This is a genomic window from Lacrimispora sp., assembly GCF_046972725.1.
Lineage (GTDB): Bacteria > Bacillota > Clostridia > Lachnospirales > Lachnospiraceae > Lacrimispora.
In genome coordinates, this window is sequence record NZ_JBKVXF010000002.1 from 283,030 (window position 1) to 299,169 (window position 16,140).

Here is a 16,140-nt window from a genome sequence, read left to right on the forward strand (position 1 = left end):
GTATGGAAATAAATGAACTTGATCTGCAATTAGCCTGTATGGAAAAGGCAGATATTACGGCAGACCCCCTCAATGAGGGCCTGAAGAATCTCAGAAAAGAAAGTGAAGTAAAATTGGAAAATATCCGCAGAGAAGTTCAAAAAGCTGTAAATCTTGAATTGGAGAGAAAGGGATTTTTTGAACAGCTGTTTACGATTTGTATTCCATCAGATTTGCTTGAAAATGAGATAATAGAGGATAATATAATTGTACTTCGGTCACAGCCAGAACATTTGGTTCTGGTTGTAAAGAAGATAGATAATGAATATATAATTAATATTGAAGATATCAAAAAAAGTTATGAGGCACAAATGAAGCAATCAAAACAGCAGACGCAGCTTTGTCTTTCAGAGAGCAGAATGGTTAATGGAATCCGGGTTTTTTATTTTTCGGCTTCTCATTCTATGCCGGAACAAAAGCATTTTAATTACATTATTTTATTTAATCTTAAAAATAAGACGATTATCCTTGATTTTAATATAAGGGAAAAAGAGTATTCTTACTGGGCTGATATCATTTATGCAATCATCGGAACAATACGGCAGGGGGGAGATCATGATGAATAAAGAGATGATAACTTGTGGTGAAATAATAATTGAACCGTTTCATTTAAAAGAGATCCATGAAATCAAAATCAACAGAAAAATAAATGAACACGTTTTTTTTGAAGCATCAGGAAGGATCGATGAGGAGGATAAGGATTATTATTCTCATGAAATAAATTTCGGTACGGAATTAGTTGTTAAGCATACAGACGGTAATATTCTCTTTAGAGGTTTGCTTACACAAGTAGAAGTAAAGCATCAGGGGGCATTTTATTCCGTTTGTATTCAGGGGTGTTCTTATACGGTTTTGATGGATATCACTGAGAAAACCAGACCATTTCATGATGTTGCAAAAACTTACACGGATTTATTTCAATGGATATCTTCAGAATATTCAGGTGCAAATGTAATAATAAATGATATATATCAGGAAGAAGTCCAACAGCTTTTTATGCAGTATAAGGAAACTGACTGGGCTTTTTTAAAACGGCTGGCCTCCCAAAAATCTCAGGGACTTTTTGCAGGCTGCACGTCTATTGGACCTGCTTATTATGCCGGAACTCCCAATCTGCATAGAGATATGAATCAATCAGAAGGTGAATTTCAGGTCAAAAAGGATTTAAAATCGTATAAGGAGGCAGTGGAATCATCTGAGTTTGCAGCAACAGATGCAGGATATATAACTTATACTGTCTGCATGGAGAATTGGCTTGATTTAGGTGAAGAAATAACCTACAGAGGAATGCCGCTTTGGGTAAAATCAGCTTACAGTGTCCTGGAACATGCCGTACTGGTCCACTATTATGAATTATGTGTAAAAGTTGGATTGTATCAAAAAAAGGCATACAATGAGTTATTATCAGGGATATCGGTAAAAGGTGTTGTCAGAGCGGTAAGCAGAGATTGTGTTAAAATCCAGGTAGAGGAAAAAACAAACGGACAGAAGGTTGATAAATTAACCGATCAAGGGGCCGGTTGGTTTCCCTATTCAACCGTATATGCGTCTAAAGATGGAAGCGGCTGGTATTGTATGCCGGAAATAGGGGATAAGGTAAGATTAATATTTCCTGATTCTGATGAAAAAAATGCATATTCCACCGGTTCTATAAGCGAATATCAACCAAAATCCAGTGAAAAAGACAGGATGGCAGATTATAAGAACAGATATATCCGCAATCCACAGGGAATGGAAGTGGATTGGAGCCCTGAGCAGATCAATATTTCCTCCAATGGTGCCTGCGTAGCAACGCTGGATCAAAATGGAGTTCTGACCCTGTCTGCAAAATCTAAAATAATTCTTCAATCAGAAGGAAATATTGTAATTGAATCAGGAGATCAGATAAAAGTGAATGCTGCACACAGTATTCAGATGATATGCGGAGGAAAAGGAGAAATCAATATCAGTAAGGAAGGTATTATTGAGTTGAAAGGGAATGAAGTATATACGAATTAATTGGGGGGCTTAAGTGAATCGGGAAGAGTTGCTAAATCAATATAGATATGGTTATGTTTTACCGGAAGGAACAAAACAGGTAAAGGCTTTGTACCAGTATTGCCGTGAAAATATGGAATTGTTATGTGAAAAAATAAACGGTGAATTCCAACATTTGATAAGTAATGGAAAAGAGGTTCAGAGAAAAGAACCAGGAAGATATATATTTTGTATCAATTTCAGCGTTTTAAGAACTTTATATCTTCAAAGAGATGGAAACGTACGGATTTGTGCATTTGATAAACGTTTTCATCTGGATCCTGACCCAATCCGGACGGAGTGGGATGCCAGTATATTGTTTCAGTATATTTGGGATTTGGAGGATCATCTTAGTCAAAGCCTTTCAGATTTTAAGGGAATTCTTACAAGCAATGATTTAAAACAGATTATGCTTACTGAATATGTTCCATATATTATTCAATGCCTGACAGAAATTATAAGATATGGAATCAGAAAAGAATATCTTTATGGATTCAAAGAGTTATCGCTGACAGAAGATTTTATTATAAGTGTTGGGGAGTATAGGGGAAGCTTTGATGAAGTTTACATATCTGAAAAACCAGGGGATCATCATTCAAAGCTTTTAGAATTATTGGAAAATCGTAAAGAGAGTTCTGCCCGGTTTTACAGCAGAAACTATGAAAATATGATAATTACCAATAATGAATTAAAAAGAATTAATTTTTCCAAAAGCAGTTTTTATAAAATGGATATGTCAGATTCTAATTTGGAGGAGGCCTATTTGTTAAAGACAAGTTTTATTGATTGCATATTAAGAAACATATCCTGGAAGAGAGGACTATTGTTTGATACAGATTTTTCTGGCAGTGACTTATCAGGAGGAAATTTTACAAATTCAATGGCTTCTGTAACAGAACCGGGTGTGTTTAACCGCAATATCTTCAGTCTCATTGGAGCGGATTTTTCAGGTGCAGACCTTTCTAAAACAGATTTCAGCAGAGCAAATTTCAGTGGAGCTGATTTTAGAAATGCCATATTCGACCAAACATTGTTTACTGGAACCAGATTACGTGGAGCAAGATTTTCAAAGGAAGCATTACCTCTTTTGTATTTAACAGAAGACCAACTAAGGGAAATTCAGATATGTGATTAAACTGGGAGGAATTTCATGGGATATTATATATTATCACAAGATAAAACATTCAGAAATCAGGTCGTTATTGATAAAAGCCGCTTACCGGAGGAATTACGGCAACTGGGATATCCGCGGAGAAAAAATTATTCTGAATGGAATAATAGTATTTCTGGAGATAAATGCTTTAATTTAGTTGTTAAAAGTAATGCCGATAATTATTATTCCGATTTTATAGAGAATCCATATTTGCTGATCTCAGACGAGCTGAAAAAAGTATTTATCAGTTATGAGTCCAATCTTTCATGCAATTGCACAATTTTAAGCGACAGAGGGAATAAGATACAAAAAGTATATTGGTTTTGTGCATTGGAAATGGCAGATTGTCTTGGGACAGACAGTGAATTTTATCCTGATCACTCTATAAAAGAGTTGATACTGGATAGGAAAAGGATTGGAAACAGAAAGATATTTCAAGTGGCTGGAATAAGAGAAAAAAGGTTTATTGCCAGTCTTGATGTGGTTGAGAGTATATTAAGGCGTCCATTTACTGGAATATGTGTGGAAAAGGCTGCAGTGAGGGTAAACTAAAGTATTTCCTGAGTATTACGGCTTTGTCTGTGGAACACATTTTAATATTGTTTGCATATATCATATCTTATATAAATCGTAAAGTGATTGATTGAAAAATATTTCAAGCATCGTTTATACAGGCTTTGATTGGAAATATCTGATGGGAAGGTTAAGTTAATGATAATTTGGAGGGATTATACATTTGAATAAAGAAAAGTATAATAAGGTGGTAGAAATTATAGTTAAAATATTGGTGGTGATTGCAATTATAAACGGTGTAATTGTTGGTGGTTCAATAATTTTCTTTATAGTACTTTTTTTAAAAGGTTTTTCTACAACTCCAAAAGTAACGGAAGAAGAAGTTAAGCTGGAACAGGAACAAAGGCTGGAAGCAGTAAAAAGTCATTTAGAAAATAAATACGGAGAAAAATTCATTGTTAATCCTAATGGAAAAAGAAATACTGGTTCTTTTATTCCTGGGGCTGTGAATACTTCTCCGGATTATTATGAGGCATATTCAGAAGAGGACCCAGAATTTATTTTCCGTGTTTATAAATATTCTGAATCTCATAATATAGACAGCGAAGAAGAAATAAAAGATAGTTATTGTTGGAAGTTTTTAAAAGAAAAGTTAAAAAAAACTATAGAGAGTGCGTTACCTAATGAATTTCCAGAAGAATATAAAATATTTATTGATACCTATTCTGATATAACATTTGATAATAGCATTAGACAAGATTCTCAATTAGAGAAGTATTTTAATGGCAATTACGCTAGCCCTATTATATTTATTAATGTATATGCATTGGATAGTAAAGAAAAATATGAAAAAAATATTGAACAAAAGATTTCTTTACTTTTTGAGGAGTTTAAGAGTAAGTATAATAATATGAACATGAACTTTAGTTACTATTCAGTTGAAAATGAAAAAAATTTTTCTCGTATTGATACAAAAGAATTAGAGAAAAAAAGTTTGATAATATATGGAGATAACTACCCTGAATTATTTTCAGAGATAAAAATGGAAAGAAAGTTTGTAGTAAAAATAGATACTAAAAATTAATTTGCATATAAGTATGTGAGGTGAATTAAATGGGAGAAATAGGCTATAAAGATAGGGCCAGATTTGCAAAGGTATGTCAATGAAATTTTATATGGGGGTGTAAATATGTTTAAGTATTCTGGTATCAAAGCAATTGCAGTATTAATAGTAATCGGTTTTGTTTTTGGAGTAATTATTGTATCAATAATGTCATTTAAGAAATTAGAAATAGAAACAAAAAAAGATGATTTAAAGACTGAAAAAACTAATGACAATGACATTAATGAAGTGAAAAAATATCTTGAAGAGAAATATAGTAAAGAATTTATAATTGATCCTGATTATGTAAGTAATGCAGGTTCTTTTATACCCGGAAATGTAGGTAATCCAACTGTTTATTATAAGGCTTATTCGAAAGAGGATTTGAGTTATGGTTTTCGTGTCTATAAATTCCAAAATTCAAAGGAAAATACTAAAGTACCTAATTTAAATGATGGATATTGTTGGAAATTTTTTAGAGAACAAATAAAAAATATTTTTGAAGAACAAATAAAAAGTTTAAGAATCGATAATTATAAGTTAGTAATTGACATAAATCCAAGAACTACATTCAATAATAATATAAAACCTGAATCTCCAATTGAATTATATTTTAATAATAGTAATAGAAAAGTAAGCCTTAATTTCTATCTGATATTAAATTCAGATGACAATATTAATGAAGTGAAAGATAAGTTATATAATATTATTAGTGAGTTTTATGAAAAATATGATAAAAACATGTATATATATTTAGTGTGTTTCAAAACAATGTCGGATAAAGATTTTAATAGTATAAATCAAATAAAAAGAGAAAACAGTGTATTTGTAGAATCTAAAGAACTTTTTGAAAAGAAAAATAATCCGTGGGGAGTAAATTTAGAAACATTATTTACCATAGAGGATTTTGAGTTTAATGGTGTTGAAGAAAATAGGTAAAAATTATGGAGATGAGTGAAACTGGAGATTTTTATTAATTCAAAGATTTGTAATCTTTGAATTAATAAAACTGTGAAAAATTGACCTACTGTGAGTTTATAAGATTTCTGAAGTAATGGAATGAGCTTAACTGTTTCGAGTATGAAGTATCTAAAAATAATATAGATTGGTTTGGATGTGTAGCATATATGAATAAAAATAAGAATAAAAAAGTTAAGGTCTTTATGAAGGCTATAATTATATTTGGTATATCAACAGGAGTAATGATACTTGCATTAACAATATTGCTTTTACGTGAAACAGGTGATTTACATAAAGAAACAGATGAAGAACGGCTGGCAAGAGGAGAACAATTAAGACAAATGATAATAGAGCATTTAGAATCAAAGTATAACAAAAAGTTTATTGTGGGTTCAGATTGGTATGGAACTGGCCCAGGATCTCCAATCCCAGGTATGGTAGATAATTCGCCAAGTTATTGTGAAGCTTATTCAGAAGATGATCCCAATTATGTTTTTCGCGCATTTATTTACCAAGAGTTGAAAGAAGATATAAGAAAAGAGATAAGGGATGGATATTGCTGGAAGTTTTTAAAAGAAGAAATAAGAAAAGAATTTGATGATAGAGTAAAGAAAATTATTCCTGGGGGCTACAAATTAGTTATTGAGGTTGATTCAGATGTATCATTTAATAATGATTTAAGTCCGGATTCACCATTAACATCATATTTTGATCCAGGTAATGAGAAGTTGCAGTTGATATTAAATTTAGTATTAACTGCAGAGGATAAAAATGATCAAGAAATACTAAAAGGTAAATTGGATAAAGAATTAAAAAAAATTTATAAAGAATATAGCAAGAATATGTTTATGGAGTTTGTTTGCTACAAGGCAAAAAATCCACAGGATTTTAACGAATTAAATGAAAAAAAATTGAAGATAATGTTTTTGTAACAATAGAGAACTATTCTTCTTCCAAATATGTATCATGGGATAAGAATTTTGATTTGCAATTTAAAATAGAAGATTTTGATTAATTTTTAGGAAGGGATTATACATTTGAATAAAAAAAAGTGTAATAAAGCAGCAGAGATCATAGTTAAAATATTGGTGGTGATTGCAATTATAAATGGTGTAATTGTTGGTGGTTCAATAATTTTCTTTATAGTACTTTTTTTAAAAGGTTTTTCTACAACTCCAAAAGTAACGGAAGAAGAAGTTAAGCTGGAACAGGAACAAAGGCTGGAAGTAGTAAAAAGACATTTGGAAAAGAAGTATGAAAAAAAGTTTGTTATTAATTCGGATGGAACGGATGGAGGAGGTTCTCCGATTCCCTTCTCAAGCGGTTATTATACAGTTACTTATGAGGCATATGCAGAAGATGATCCAAATTTTCGTTTTATTGTAGATGTGGTTCCAGTGTCAATAAAGAATAATGAAATAAAAGAAATAAGAGATAGTTACTGTTGGAAATTTTTGAAAGAGAAGCTGAATAATGAAATTAAAGAAACTCTTAATGGTGATTTTGATGGAGATTATAAATTAATATTATATTTATCAAGCAGTGCGACTTTTGAAAATAATATAAAACCTGATTCATCAATTAAAGACTATTTTAATGGCAACGGAAAAAGTCCAGCTATTTATATAGACATGTTTACAACTCAAAAAGCAAAGAAATTGGAAATAAAAACAGAACAAAAAATATCTCAGCTATTAGATAAAATAAAAGAACAATCCGACCATGTAGATATAACATTCAGCTATTATGTAATGAAAAAAAACGAAGATTTTTATGCAATAGATATAACAAGAGAGCATTTGAGGTTATATGACAATGATATATATCGTACCTATAGAGCTGTAGGTGATATGGATAAGGAATTAAAATTTCAATTAATGATAGATACAGGTGATAAGTGATATTTAGCTAAATATTATAAAAGGGGAATTGAATATGGAAGAAATGGGAGATAAAGATGTTGCTAAACTTGTTAGTATAATTTATGGAACTACAATTTATAATGATTTAAAAAATAAGAGAAGTAATAAGCTAAGTGAATTGATTAATAACATGGAAAAAAGTATATCAGATATACCTCCTAATAAAAAAATCGGCGGTGAAATGACAAAAGAAGAATTTCTTGACGTCATTGACCAGATTAAGCAATCTGATACGTTAATGAGAATGGAAATAAGAGATTTTACAGATACCAATGAAGACAGCTCTTTAGATAGAAAAACCGACTTTCGAGCCATGACTCTTGTGGATCCTGAAAACAAAGTAAAGCCGGTAATTGTGTTCCGTGGAACAGCGGGGGACAGTCAATGGGACGATAACCTTGCTGCAATCTTTTCCTCCCAGACCCCATCCCAGAAGGAAGCAGCAGCATATGTAATCAATTCCGGCCTGGACCATGTCACATTGGCAGGACATTCAAAGGGAGGGAATATGGCGGCCTCCTGTGCTTATTTATTGCCTCAGGGACTAATTGATAAAGTATATTCCTTTGATGGACAAGGAGCCTCACGCTCCTTTCTAAATCAGATTCCAGCTTCCCAGCAGAAGTTTGCAAAAAACATAATTTATAACATTAATGAATATAGAGATCCGGTTAGCCAGCTCCTTATAAAAACAGGTTATAACAAAAATACAATATATTTTGATTCGGGTGTAGATTATTATAATGCAGATCTTCAGGACAAAGACTTTAATATGAAATTATATTTATTTCATGTACATAAACCTAACTACTATTTAAAACCAGGTGTTCAGAAGACAGACAGATCCTATGTGCCCTCCAGGCTTGCGAACACCATCTCCATGATGAATGAAATTGATGCTTTACCTGAATATGTGAAAAGAAAGGTTGCACAGCAATTATCAGGACTTATATATGAAAAAGGTAAAGACGGAAAAACTCTTCCAGATACAACCAAATGGGATGAGGATTATTGGGACTGTGTACTGGAAGCAGAGGAAGTCTACGCAAAGGTAAATAAAAGCAGAGAGGATGCCTTATGCAGAAAGCTGTCAGACCTGTTTCATGTGGATTTTTCCAAATATAAATTAGACCAGAAGGATTCCAGCTTTGTAGTGGAGGGGGCTATTCTTATGTGTCCATACAGCAGTAATATCGGGGATCTGAAAAATATTGAAAATCATGGAAACCTGATCCAGAAAAAAGCTGTTGCATCAAAAAGGGACAATATAGCAGGAAAAAATATTGTCATGAAGGATTGTAATTGTTCTGCAAATGCACCGGAACTGCTATTGGATAATAACAAATCAGATGGAGTAGTTTTGTGTCAGCCGGAGATTTTTCATGAGTGGGTGCTTACGGATGCGGATAAAGCATTATTTATAAATGGAGAAAAGGTCGAGGCCGTATTGAAAAAGTCGGTGCTGGGCTGCTGCCGGGGAGGAATTATTACGGTGGAGCATAATGGACAGATGGATTTAAGTGATATTGAGAAGCTTTCTTTTGCTGAAAAAGTTAAAAAATCTATGGAAGATAACAAGTTTCTTCAGTCAAAACCAGTAAAATATCTGATACGTCAAGGAAAGGACAGGCTTGAGAATCCTTTTTCAAATAATAAACTTAAAGCAATGACAGATAATATAAATCTTGCAATCGATGTGGCAGAAGCAGCAGTCAATGGGTTGTTTCATTCCCGTCAGGAGACAAAACAGGAAGAAGACGGTGTTTTACATAAAATCAATGCGGAAGTGAGCAGTGTAATGAAAAATCTGGAAGAGGAAAAGAAAATGTTCATAGGGAACTATATAAATGCCATAACAAAATAGCATAATAAAAAAAGGTACTGTTTTCACAGTGGAGAGGAGTAACGTGGATTATACTTTTAAAGAATTAACAATTTCTGCGGAAATAGAACTGGCATCAATTTTTGAATTGAAAATGTCGGAAGAGATCAATCAGCATTCCTGTCTGATGTTAAAAGGGATTTGCCAGGAAGGTCATTTTGATCAGGTAGTTGCACAGCTTGATTCAGAAAGAAAAATCACAGTCAGGAGCCAGAACGGTAATCTGCTGTTTTGCGGTCTTATAACAGATCTGATGATTGATGAAAAGATACAGGTCGGTACCATCACTTTAAAGGCGAATTCTTTCACCTGTCAGATGGATTATAAAAAAAGAAAAAGAGTATTTCAAAATCTTGATATGACCTACTGTGAAATTATAAGTAAAATTCTGGAACCATATAATAAAGCGTCTTTTGTAGATAAAGTAACGGAAAATAGAAAAATTCCTCATATAATAATCCAGTATGATGAAACTGATTGGGAATTTATGAGACGGCTGGCATCACACTTTCAAGATGGTATTTATCCGGATATGTCTTCGGAGACCATTCAGTTTTCTGTTGGAAGACCACTTCACGAAAAGGTTCATACGTTAAATCAGCAGCCTGAACTTATGAAAACAAATCTTATAAACAGGCAGGAGACGAATTGGATTGACTCTTATGAAAAGTACGAGATTGGAGACACTGTAACAAATCAGGGAAGAACTTATTTTATACAATCCGTAGATATGGTAACAAATCATGAAGAAATCCGGTATTTTATAAAGTTGGTTTCTAACAGGGAAGAGAAATTCACTTACATACCAAATAACAGAATCGCTCATAAGCGGGAATGGGCATTCGTTGCAGATATAAAACGAAACAAACTGAAACTTCAGTTTCCCATGGAGGAAGTAACCGGAGCCAATAGTCCTTTATTTCCTTTTGAGGGAGAACAAAATAATCAAATAGGGTATTATATGTCTGATATCGGAACAAGGGTTATAGTTTATTTCCCAGATGAAGAAGAACAAAATGCAGTTGTACTGTCTGCCATGAGGGAGGGAGCAGGAGTGCCGGTCTCCGGCTTTCCTTCTGGGATGCAATTTATGAAAAATGAAGAAGGAAATGAGCTTTGTATGGATAAAAAAAGCCTGAGATTTCTTACAGGTAAGAAAAATGCTTCACTTAAATTTTTTCCGGATGGAATCATACAACTGAATGCTGCTGACTCTATGTCTGTGTCTTCAGCAGGATGTATTCAAATGGGAGCGGGTCTTAAGCACCTTAAAATGAGGGCGGAAAAAGGTATTCAATTAAAAGCAGGTAAGACAGGAAATAATGTGGTGGAAATAGATGAGTCTGGCAATGTTGAATGCAGATGCAGTGGAAATGTTATGTATAAGAAACAGGGATCCCAGAATAATAAAGGCTCTTTGCAGGCAGGCATAGCCGGCTCTGCATCTGGTTCAAGGGATGTTACTTTGGCACTTGCGGGGACCGAGTTTGTTTCACGGGCAGTTACGGGAAATATGGATTTTAGAGCTGCAGGGAAAATCCTAAGCCAGCTTACCGGGGGTGCTTCTTCTGTATCGCTTGGTAACGATAGCCAACTGGATGATAATCTAATAAAATCAGGCTTGTTTCAAAACAGCAATGCTTTATTTGATTCGTTTTCCTATGGAGAAAACAAAAATGGAAAGAAAAAATAGGAAGTAAGGGGAGGCGGTACATAAATGGACCAGATCGAAGAGATGAAAGCAATGATACGGGAAGAAATCCAGTCCATCAGCAATCTGGAAGAACGCATCACATTTAAAAATCTGATGGAGGGGGTATTTCTGGAGTTATATGAGACCAACGTCAGGATGTACCGGATGTTAGAGGAACGGGTCATGAATGATCTTGTCTATGACATTAACCGTTATCTGATCCGCACCGGACTGATGGAGCGGACCTATATGGACAAGTCTCATCATCTTATGGCACCCATGTGTGAGGAAGATATGGAAAATCCGGTCTATGAAGTTTCTGATGTGCGCAGAAAGCTAAAGGAAGAAGGCAAATTCCGTGTGGCAACTGTTTTTTTGAAGTGTGATGCCCTTAAGGTTCGGGAATTATTGGAAAATCAGGAAGGCTTTACCGGAATCTTAAAGGCCGGGAAAGAATATCCGGTTGAAATTCGCCTGGAACCCAGCAAACGTTACCTGGAACAGATGGAGCATCTTTACCATCTGTTCATGAAAAATGGAATCCCATGGAAGACCATCAATGCACCGTATTTATTTAAGATGATGGATATCTGCATCACAAGTCTTCCGGATGAGGCGGAGGATAAGGAACCGGTAACGAATTTTGGCGGAGATTTTGGGGAATACAACCAGTTTGTACATTATGATCTGATCCCTATATGGAACGTCTGGCATTTAAAGCTGGAAAGCGTAGGATTTCCGGTGGCCTGCAGCGATCATGAGAACTATGAACATGTGATCTCCATACGGGATTACGGAACCGGACATGCCTATCTGGTAGAAGAAAAGGCGGGGATCCGAAGTGTGCGTCAAAGCGGAGAAAAGCTTTTGGTGACAGGTAAGGTGGCCAATTCTAAAAAATGGGATGTTTACATGATTCGAATCGGCTCTGACCATAAAATTGACCGTTACACCTATCCGGTTATGGAGAATTTAAGAAAAGATGGGTTTGCAGAACGTTTTCAGGGAAAGACCGGACAGATGGTAAAAACAAAAGGAGAACTGGAACGGTTTATCCGCGGATTCGGACTGGAAAATTATATTGAGTACCAGGATTGCATTCTGGAAGAAGGAAGCCGGGAACGATTGGAGACGTATCCCATGAATTTTTTTATGGAAGATGAGATCAGGGACCGGAAAGGAAAAAAGAGGCTTTTGATCTATTTTAAGCCAAGAGGAAAGGAGCGCTGGCTCTTGAGGGATTTGGCAAGCTTTGTGACCTCGGAAGTGCAGGAATTGTATCCTGAATATGAATGCGGAGGAAAACTTGTATGAATTATTTGTGGGAAGTCATGCTGCAGGTGAGAAAACAGGGAATGGCGGAAAACAGCATCCGTTATCAGATGCCTTCTGAATTCAGTGCTTATATGGAGCTGTCGTCCTCCTGTATCAATCAGGAAACCATAGAAGAAGGGGAGGTCATTGAAATAAACCCCTATTACCGTTTTTACAATATTTTCAAGGACTTTTTTCGTCCGGATCTGACTGAATTTCCAAAACTCAGGGAAAACCTCTTTCATCTGATTTTTCATATGCTGGCTCAAAATGATGCACTTTCAGGTATGTCCAGAGAGGAATATCACAAAAAACTTCTGTATCAGGATCTGATGGATTATGCCTTTGGGGCCGATGCCAAAGAAGCGGTGGCTTTATTTGACCGGGATGAAAGGGAATTTATCTTAAGCGGGTTGTTAAAGCAATATGAAACCGGAAGCTCTCTTGATATGTTTAAGGACATGATGGAGGCATTGATTCCCAATAACATTGTGTATCACAGCTGTCAGAATTCCTATGAAATATTGGTTTTCATCGGACGGAAAAAAGAAAAAAGTCTGGTGGATAAAATGGATTTTCTGATCAAGATGTTCGTAGAGCTTCCCTATCATGTGGAAATTTATTATGAGTATCATTTTGGAATTATGGGTATCGAGGAAACCATGTCCATGGACGAAATAATCTTGTGCTGACGGAAGGAGAGAAAATGTTTCAATACGATTATCCCCAATTTGAAAAGAAGCGTTTATTGAGAGTGGAGATGCTTGATAAGCTGAGAGACTACCCTAAAAATTTCCTGGATCTGTGGTTTCAGGAGTATGGAGACGGAGTGGTGAAAGGCTGTAATATTACCTGGGATGACGGAAGGCTGACCATTTCTTCGGGTATGATCATCTGGAAGAAGAATCTTTATTTTATGGAACAGCCTTTTGTAATGGAGTGCAGGGCAGAGGATACGGTCCGGTATTTAAAGGTGCAGTTTCTGGCTGAGATCCGGGAGGCGGGGAAAATTACGGGCAATACCAGAATCGTTCTGGAAGATAAAAAACCGGATCCTGCCTGTGAAATGGAGCTTTGCAGATTCCGGCTTCAGGAGGGAGCAAGATTAAGAGACAGTCATGAAAACCTTCAGGACTACTCTACGGAATTTGATACGGTCAACCTCATTTATCAGCCCTACGCAGCCGCCGGGGAAAGCACGTTAAATCCCCGCATTATCAGGCAGTTTTCCAAAGAAATGCTGAAAAGCCGGTCTTCTGATCCATACGATATCAGTTTTTCCACGGCAGCTCTAGGAAATCACGGACATGTTACCGCAGAACTGATCCGGGAATATTTAACCTGCAGACAGGGAGAGGAATATGGAGAAAAGGGAAATTCTGCAATTTACCGGGGACTTTTGGAGGTTTTGAGAACACAAAAAAGCGGAGAAATAAAAAGAGGACAGGGCAGCCAGGGAAAACGGGGAATGATGCTTTTATAAAAGGAGGAATACCATGAATCTGGATGAAAAAATTGCACTTATGGAACGGGAAAAACGACAGAAAGAAAAGGCGCTGCGGGAAGCGGCAGAGGAGAAAAAGGCTGATGCTCCCGGGAAAAAGCTTACATTGCAGGAGGCACTGGAAGGTCTCCATGCAGGTGAAATACGCCTTCCGGAAGGGGAGCATCTGGAATTTGAGACCCATTTCTATTCCGAAGAGAACGTTCCCATGATCATTTTCAAAAATTTCCATCAGGCGTTAAAGGAGGACAAGGAAGGCGTAATTTATATCAATCACACCAAAGAAGTCAGCCAGATACTCTCCTGGCCCAAAACGCAGATCAAGCCTGCAACCTTTAGCCAGTGGAGCAATCAGCTGGTGAACGGCATGGCATCAAACGGACTTCATGCCAGAGTAGGAAAGAAAAAACAGCTGGATCATGTGGAATACATCTGCTTTGATGTGCCTACCGGAAAAGGCTGGCTTTATAATATTGTATTCCGAAGAAAGGGAGAGGAACAGTCACTTACGGGAAATTACAATTGCCTCAAAGAAGATAAGGATACATACGGAATTTTCTTAGAAGCAATGGTAGTGGCACTTGACCAGTGGTTTGCACAAAGAGAAGGGGGCGGCCTTTTTGGAGAACAAAGCAGCAGTTACCTATAAGGACCTTTATTTAGAAACATTGGGAATTGCTTATTTTCGTAAGATCAAAATTACGGAAAAGCCGGGAGAACATGCGTTTTTGTTGGTGGAAGCAGTTCTTGACAGCGAAATGGATGAAAATGATTTTCATCAGATTAATAATACGATTTCTCTTGTGTACCGGCAGAAGGAGAAGGACCATGTGCTCTTTTACGGAGTCCTCCACAACATTTCTCTGGACAGGGATGGAAAAGAATATGTGGTAAAAATCGAAGCATGGGATGGAACCCGTCAGATGGATGTGGACCGGAAAAAACGGATATTTCAGAACCCCCAGATGGGAGTACATAAATTGGTCGGCAAGGTGATGGAAACTTATCCGGGATCTGACCATATGGTTCATCTTCCGGACACTCCCATCGGCCAGCTTGTAGTCCAGTATGAGGAAACAGACTGGGAGTTTTTAAAACGTTTCTTATCCAAGTACGGGGAAAGCTTATATCCCGATCCGGCATTTCCTGATATCCGTTTTGAAGCCGGGCTTTCTAATAAGCCGGAGGAACAAAACTGGGATGACCTTCCATTTACTTTAACCCAGGATTTTATTTCCTTTGAAGCCATGAAGGAAAATGGCTTTCAGGAACTTACCCGTGCCCAGAATGCGGTTTATGAGGTAGTATCTTATGACATTGTATCCATCGGAAGTCAGATTACCTACAAAGGGAATCCCTGGTTTGTTGAATCCGCCGTACGAGTCCTGGAGGATGGACTTTTAAAGAACCGGTACCGGTTAAGACAAAGAGAAGGTCTTAAAATACTGCCTTATTACAATGGTAAGATCACAGGAGTCTCTATAGAAGGAACCATAGCAGCTGTTCAGAGAAATCTTGTGCAGGTAAACATGGAAATTGAGGCTAGTACCGGCGAAAAATACTGGTTTCCATTTTCCACAGTGGCAGCTTCTTCCGATGGAAGCGGTTGGTACTGCATGCCGGAACAGGGAGAGAGTATTCGTGTTTATTTTCCTGTGAACGACGAAAAGGAAGCCTATGTGGTGACTAATGTCAAGGGCCATAAACCAGAAGAAGGAAATCCTTCCGATTCCATGGGCAATCCAAACACCCGGAATATACAGACTGCCCAGGGAAATCAGGTACAGATGACTGCGGATGGGGTTTTGATTGCTGCAGGAGACAGTCAGGGAAGCATTCTGTTAAAGAAAAACGGAGAAGTGATCTTAAATGCCATAAAAGATATAAAAGTATCGGCGGCAGAAAACTTAAACATATCAGCCAAAAATGACTTGACCATCAAGTCCCAGACTTCCGTAAAAGTGGCCTGCCAGTCAGGCGCGGATGTTGAGATAAAAAAAGGAACGGTTAACTTTCATGGAAATGAGATTCACGAGAATTAG

Annotated in this window: 15 protein-coding genes; all 15 read left to right on the forward strand. The window is 36.4% G+C overall.

The window, feature by feature from the left end; genetic code table 11:
• The first annotated feature begins 2 nt into the window (after positions 1 to 2).
• The 15 genes from ACLTWA_RS09475 (at position 3) to ACLTWA_RS09545 (ending at position 16,140) form a co-directional block, all read left to right on the forward strand.
• The gene (locus ACLTWA_RS09475; RefSeq protein WP_412327459.1) at positions 3 to 605 is read left to right on the forward strand and encodes a hypothetical protein; all 603 of its coding nucleotides are present in this window, start codon (positions 3 to 5) and stop codon (positions 603 to 605) included.
• Positions 595 to 2,037 carry a phage baseplate assembly protein V gene (locus tag ACLTWA_RS09480; protein ID WP_412327460.1) on the forward strand — a complete coding sequence of 481 codons (1,443 nt, stop codon included), beginning with the start codon at positions 595 to 597 and terminating at the stop codon, positions 2,035 to 2,037. The genes ACLTWA_RS09475 and ACLTWA_RS09480 overlap by 11 nt, the downstream gene beginning before the upstream one ends.
• Positions 2,038 to 2,050: 13 nt before the next feature.
• Positions 2,051 to 3,190 (forward strand): pentapeptide repeat-containing protein, encoded by a 1,140-nt coding sequence (locus ACLTWA_RS09485; protein WP_412327461.1) that lies wholly within the window; start codon positions 2,051 to 2,053, stop codon positions 3,188 to 3,190.
• A gap of 15 nt (positions 3,191 to 3,205) precedes the next feature.
• Complete coding sequence (locus tag ACLTWA_RS09490) at positions 3,206 to 3,760, forward strand: hypothetical protein (protein WP_412327462.1); 555 nt, start codon at positions 3,206 to 3,208, stop codon at positions 3,758 to 3,760.
• 184 nt (positions 3,761 to 3,944) lie between these two features.
• A complete protein-coding gene (locus ACLTWA_RS09495) occupies positions 3,945 to 4,805 on the forward strand; it encodes a hypothetical protein (protein WP_412327463.1) in 861 nt (286 codons plus the stop codon).
• A 105-nt stretch (positions 4,806 to 4,910) separates the two neighbouring features.
• Positions 4,911 to 5,762 (forward strand): DUF5037 domain-containing protein, encoded by an 852-nt coding sequence (locus tag ACLTWA_RS09500; RefSeq protein ID WP_412327464.1) that lies wholly within the window; start codon positions 4,911 to 4,913, stop codon positions 5,760 to 5,762.
• 188 nt (positions 5,763 to 5,950) lie between these two features.
• On the forward strand, positions 5,951 to 6,715 hold the full coding sequence (locus ACLTWA_RS09505; protein WP_412327465.1) for a hypothetical protein: 765 nt from the start codon (positions 5,951 to 5,953) through the stop codon (positions 6,713 to 6,715).
• Positions 6,716 to 6,820: 105 nt separating this feature from the next.
• Positions 6,821 to 7,684: a hypothetical protein gene (locus tag ACLTWA_RS09510; protein WP_412327466.1), complete on the forward strand. Its 864-nt coding sequence runs from the start codon at positions 6,821 to 6,823 to the stop codon at positions 7,682 to 7,684.
• Positions 7,685 to 7,718: 34 nt separating this feature from the next.
• Entirely contained in the window at positions 7,719 to 9,569 is a 1,851-nt protein-coding gene (locus ACLTWA_RS09515; RefSeq protein ID WP_412327467.1) for a PAAR-like protein, read from the forward strand.
• A 43-nt stretch (positions 9,570 to 9,612) separates the two neighbouring features.
• A complete protein-coding gene (locus ACLTWA_RS09520; RefSeq protein WP_412327468.1) occupies positions 9,613 to 11,280 on the forward strand; it encodes a contractile injection system protein, VgrG/Pvc8 family in 1,668 nt (555 codons plus the stop codon).
• A gap of 24 nt (positions 11,281 to 11,304) precedes the next feature.
• Positions 11,305 to 12,594, forward strand: a complete 1,290-nt coding sequence (locus tag ACLTWA_RS09525; RefSeq protein ID WP_412327469.1) for a hypothetical protein — start codon at positions 11,305 to 11,307, stop codon at positions 12,592 to 12,594.
• Positions 12,591 to 13,286, forward strand: coding sequence for a hypothetical protein (locus tag ACLTWA_RS09530; protein WP_412327470.1), 696 nt, complete (start codon positions 12,591 to 12,593; stop codon positions 13,284 to 13,286). Before ACLTWA_RS09525 ends, ACLTWA_RS09530 begins: the two co-directional genes overlap by 4 nt.
• Before the next feature lie 14 nt (positions 13,287 to 13,300).
• Positions 13,301 to 14,077, forward strand: coding sequence for a hypothetical protein (locus ACLTWA_RS09535; protein ID WP_412327471.1), 777 nt, complete (start codon positions 13,301 to 13,303; stop codon positions 14,075 to 14,077).
• Positions 14,078 to 14,090: 13 nt separating this feature from the next.
• Positions 14,091 to 14,747 carry a hypothetical protein gene (locus ACLTWA_RS09540; RefSeq protein WP_412327472.1) on the forward strand — a complete coding sequence of 219 codons (657 nt, stop codon included), beginning with the start codon at positions 14,091 to 14,093 and terminating at the stop codon, positions 14,745 to 14,747.
• The gene (locus ACLTWA_RS09545; RefSeq protein WP_412327473.1) at positions 14,719 to 16,140 is read left to right on the forward strand and encodes a contractile injection system protein, VgrG/Pvc8 family; all 1,422 of its coding nucleotides are present in this window, start codon (positions 14,719 to 14,721) and stop codon (positions 16,138 to 16,140) included. Before ACLTWA_RS09540 ends, ACLTWA_RS09545 begins: the two co-directional genes overlap by 29 nt.